This window comes from Curtobacterium flaccumfaciens, assembly GCF_051548005.1.
In the GTDB taxonomy this organism is placed as follows: Bacteria; Actinomycetota; Actinomycetes; order Actinomycetales; family Microbacteriaceae; genus Curtobacterium.
Window position 1 is genome coordinate 1 of the sequence record NZ_JBPUGH010000233.1, and the last position, 2,969, is coordinate 2,969.

4 protein-coding genes are annotated in these 2,969 nt (G+C 74.1%); all 4 read left to right on the forward strand.

The window, feature by feature from the left end:
* The first annotated feature begins 51 nt into the window (after positions 1-51).
* The 4 genes from ACSW7Y_RS16785 (at position 52) to ACSW7Y_RS16800 (ending at position 2,788) form a co-directional block, all read left to right on the forward strand.
* On the forward strand, positions 52-585 hold the full coding sequence (locus tag ACSW7Y_RS16785) for a phosphoribosyltransferase (protein WP_438127366.1): 534 nt from the start codon (positions 52-54) through the stop codon (positions 583-585).
* Positions 582-1,301 carry a Type 1 glutamine amidotransferase-like domain-containing protein gene (locus ACSW7Y_RS16790; protein ID WP_438127367.1) on the forward strand — a complete coding sequence of 240 codons (720 nt, stop codon included), beginning with the start codon at positions 582-584 and terminating at the stop codon, positions 1,299-1,301. Before ACSW7Y_RS16785 ends, ACSW7Y_RS16790 begins: the two co-directional genes overlap by 4 nt.
* A 5-nt stretch (positions 1,302-1,306) precedes the next feature.
* On the forward strand, positions 1,307-1,987 hold the full coding sequence (locus tag ACSW7Y_RS16795; RefSeq protein WP_438127368.1) for a uracil-DNA glycosylase: 681 nt from the start codon (positions 1,307-1,309) through the stop codon (positions 1,985-1,987).
* A 186-nt stretch (positions 1,988-2,173) separates the two neighbouring features.
* On the forward strand, positions 2,174-2,788 hold the full coding sequence (locus tag ACSW7Y_RS16800; RefSeq protein ID WP_438127369.1) for an N-acetyltransferase family protein: 615 nt from the start codon (positions 2,174-2,176) through the stop codon (positions 2,786-2,788).
* Positions 2,789-2,969 lie beyond the last annotated feature (181 nt).

Here is a 2,969-nt window from a genome sequence, read left to right on the forward strand (position 1 = left end):
GGTGCGGATCGCGGGTCGCGGGCGCGGGGTCCCTGCCGGTACCGTGGTCGGATGCCGATCAGCAGCGAATCCGAGCCCGTGGCCCAGGCTCCGTCGACCGTGACCGTCACGAGTGGGCCCGAGGTGCTCGGCTGGCTGGAGTTCGGCGACGCCGCACGCCTGCTCGCCAAGGACGTCCTGTCGTCCGGCTTCGAGCCCGAGGTCGTCGTGGCGGTTGCCCGCGGCGGGCTGATCATCGCCGGTGCGGTGGCGTACGCGCTCGGCACCAAGGAGTGCGGCTCGATCAACGTCGAGTTCTACACCGACGTCGAGCAGCGCCTCGAGGAGCCGGTCATCCTCGCACCCGCGCTCGACGCCCCGAGCCTCGCCGGCAAGAAGGTCCTCGTCGTCGACGACGTCTCCGACTCCGGCCGCACGTTGCGCCTCGTGGTCGACATCATCGCGAACGCCGGTGCCGAGGTCCGCAGCGCCTGCCTGTACTCGAAGCCCGGTACCGTCCTCGAGCCCGACCACGTCTGGCGTCGGGTCGACGGCTGGATCACGTTCCCGTGGAGCGCCCTCGCCCCGGTGACGGCCGAGTCGTGAGCATCCACCTCGTCGGCGGGGGACTCCTCGCCGCGGCGGACGTCGCCGCCCCGTTCACCGCCGAGGCGACCGCGCGTGCGGCCGCCGTCGGCCGCACCGTCCCGCGCATCGCGGTCCTCTCCGTCGCACGCGCCGACGGTTCCTCGCCGTCGAGCACCGCGGACATCGCCGAGACCCTCGGGGGTGCCCGGCAGACCGAGACGATCGTCACCGAGGTGGCCGCCGGCGCGACCTTCGACACGACCGTGCTGAGCGACGTGGACGCCCTCGTCGTCGCCGGCGGCGTCACGCCCGACTACCTGACCGCGGTCGCGCCGATCGTCGATCAGCTCCGCCTGCTCGTCAGCGACGGGCTGCCCTACCTCGGGTACTCCGCGGGGGCGATGATCGCCGCCGACCGTGCCCTCGTCGGCGGCTGGCGCATCGGCGGCGTCGAGATCTGCCCGGAGGAAGCCTCCGAGGGGCTCGACGAGGTCGAACTCCGCGAGGGGCTCGGCCTCATCGACCTCACCGTCGACGTGCACGCCGTGCAGGCCGGCACGCTCGCCCGGCTCATCGCCGCCGCCGAGGCCGAGTTCGTCGCGGCCGGTCTCGCGATCGACGAGGACACCACCCTCGTCGTCGGTGAAGGCGCCCTCGAGGTCCGGGGGACCGGCAGCGTCTGGCGGGTGATCGCGGGCGACGAGTCCGTGTCCGTCGCCACCATGGGCGCGTAGCGGTCGTGGAGCCGAAGCCCCTCGCCGAGTTCGTCGATCCCGGCTGGGCCGCCGCGCTCGCACCCGTCGAGGACGACGTGCACCGGATGGGCGACTGGCTCCGCGCCGAGGTCGCTGACGGACGTCCGTACCTCCCCGCCGGGCCCGATGTGCTGCGTGCGTTCCGCGACCCGTTCGACGACGTCCGGGTGCTCGTGCTCGGGCAGGACCCGTACCCGACCCCCGGGCACCCGATCGGCCTGTCGTTCGCGGTCGACCCCGGGGTCCGGCCGGTGCCGCGCAGCCTCGCGAACATCTACGCCGAGCTGCGCGACGACCTCGGCGTCGAGCCCCCGGCGCACGGTGACCTCCGAGCGTGGTCGTCGCGCGGCGTGCTGCTGCTCAACCGGGTGCTCACGGTCCGTGCGGGGGACGCCGGGAGCCACCGGGGCAAGGGGTGGGAGGCCGTCACCGACCAGGCCGTCCGGGCTCTCGTCGCCCGCGACCGACCGCTCGTCGCCGTGCTCTGGGGTGCTCAGGCCGCCACTGTGCGACCGCTGCTCGGCGACACGCCCGTCGTCGCGTCGGCGCACCCCTCGCCGCTGAGCGCCCGCCGTGGGTTCTTCGGCAGCCGTCCGTTCTCGCAGGTGGACGAGCTGCTCGTGGCGCAGGGCGCGGAGCCGGTGGACTGGTCGCTGCCCGCCTGACGCGGCGGCGCGCCGCGTCGCTCCGCGCCGCGCGGGTCTCGCGCTGAGCGACAAGTCTCGTGCTCACGGGCACGAGACTCGTCGCTGTGCACGAGTCTCGTGGGCGCGGTGCCGAGTCTCGTGGGCGCGGTGCCGAGTCTCGTGCTCGTCGTGCCGAGTCTCGTGCCCGCCCCGTAGGCTCGACCCGTGCTCGAGGAGGAATACCAGCGACGGCGGGTCCTGCCGCGACACCTGCGCGCGCCCGTCCCGCAGGAGGCCGCGTTCGCCTACTCGATCCGCGCGGCGGAACCGCGCGACCTCCCGGACGTCCGCGAGATCCACACGCACTACGTCCGGAACTCCTCCGTGACCTTCGACCCGTCGGCGTTCACGTTCGCCCGGTGGAAGCAGCGGTACGACGAGATCCGCCGGCGCGGGCTGCCGTTCCTCGTCGCGGAGAACCCCTCGGGCCAGGTGCTCGGCTACGCACTCGTCGACCCGTGGAACCCGCGGGACCGTTCGAACCACGTCGTCGAGGACTCGATCTACCTCGGCGCCGCGGCTGGTGGCAAGGGACTCGGGCGGGCGCTGATGGAGGCGCTGATCGAGGAGTGCCGTGCCGCCGGCGTCCGCGAGGTCGTCGCCGTCATCGCCGATCGTCAAGCCGAGGCGTCGATCCGTCTGCACGAGCGACTCGGCTTCGAGGAGGTCGGGCGCATGGGCAAGGTCGGCTACAAGTACGACCGGTGGCTCGGCACGGTGACGATGCGCCTCCGGCTGCGCGGTCCGCGCCTCTTCGCCCGGGGGCGCGCCGCGCGCTGAGCGTGCGCCGGCCGGTGCGGGGATGCGGCTCGGTCGCAGCACACGTCGCCCGGAGCCGCCGCGTGCGGCACGTCGTGCGACCGCGGCGCACTGCACGCGGCACGTCCTGCGACCTCCGTGGGCGTGTCCGGAGCCGGCGCGGCGGGAGCGAGCCGAGCACGCAGGCGCGCCGGGCCACGGC